Source organism: Variovorax sp. Soil_C_33, assembly GCF_057656935.1.
This window is the reverse complement of the sequence record NZ_JBDGJK010000050.1, coordinates 1-527: the sequence shown is the minus strand read 5'-3', so window position 1 is coordinate 527 and position 527 is coordinate 1. Positions and strand designations below refer to the sequence as shown.

Here is a 527-nt window from a genome sequence, read left to right as displayed (position 1 = left end):
GGCGGCGCCGCCGCGCTCGCTGCCCTGCACCCGCTGGCCGCACTGGCCCAGACCCTCGAGCAGGTCAAGATCTACTACGGCTTCCCGGCCGGCAGCGCCGGCGACAGCGTGGCGCGCCGCGTCGGCGAGAAGATGGCCGGCTCGGCCTACACCCGCAACGCGGCCGTGGTCGAGAACAAGCCCGGCGCGGGCGGGCGCATCGCGCTGGAGGTGCTCAAGGCAGCGCCGGCCGACGGCAGCGTGCTGGCGCTCACGCCCTTCTCCTGCACCTCGATCTACCCGCACATCTACAAGAAGCTGAGCTACGACCCGGTCAAGGACTTCGCGCCGGTGTCGATCGCCGCCGTGATGCACCACGGCCTGGCGGTCGGCCCGCTGGTGCCGGCCAGCGTCAAGAACGTGAAGGACTTCCTGGCCTGGGCCAAGGCCAACCCGAACGAGGCGAGCTACGGCTCGCCCGCGGCCGGCTCCACGCCGCACTTCATCGGCGCGCTGCTGGGCATCAACAACGGCGTGGAGCTCAAGCA

1 protein-coding gene is annotated in these 527 nt (G+C 71.5%); it reads left to right on the top strand.

Annotated features, from left to right (window positions below; translation table 11 throughout):
* A partial coding sequence (locus AC3A6B_RS29870; RefSeq protein ID WP_487840245.1) for a tripartite tricarboxylate transporter substrate-binding protein occupies positions 1-527 on the top strand: 527 nt, incomplete at both ends.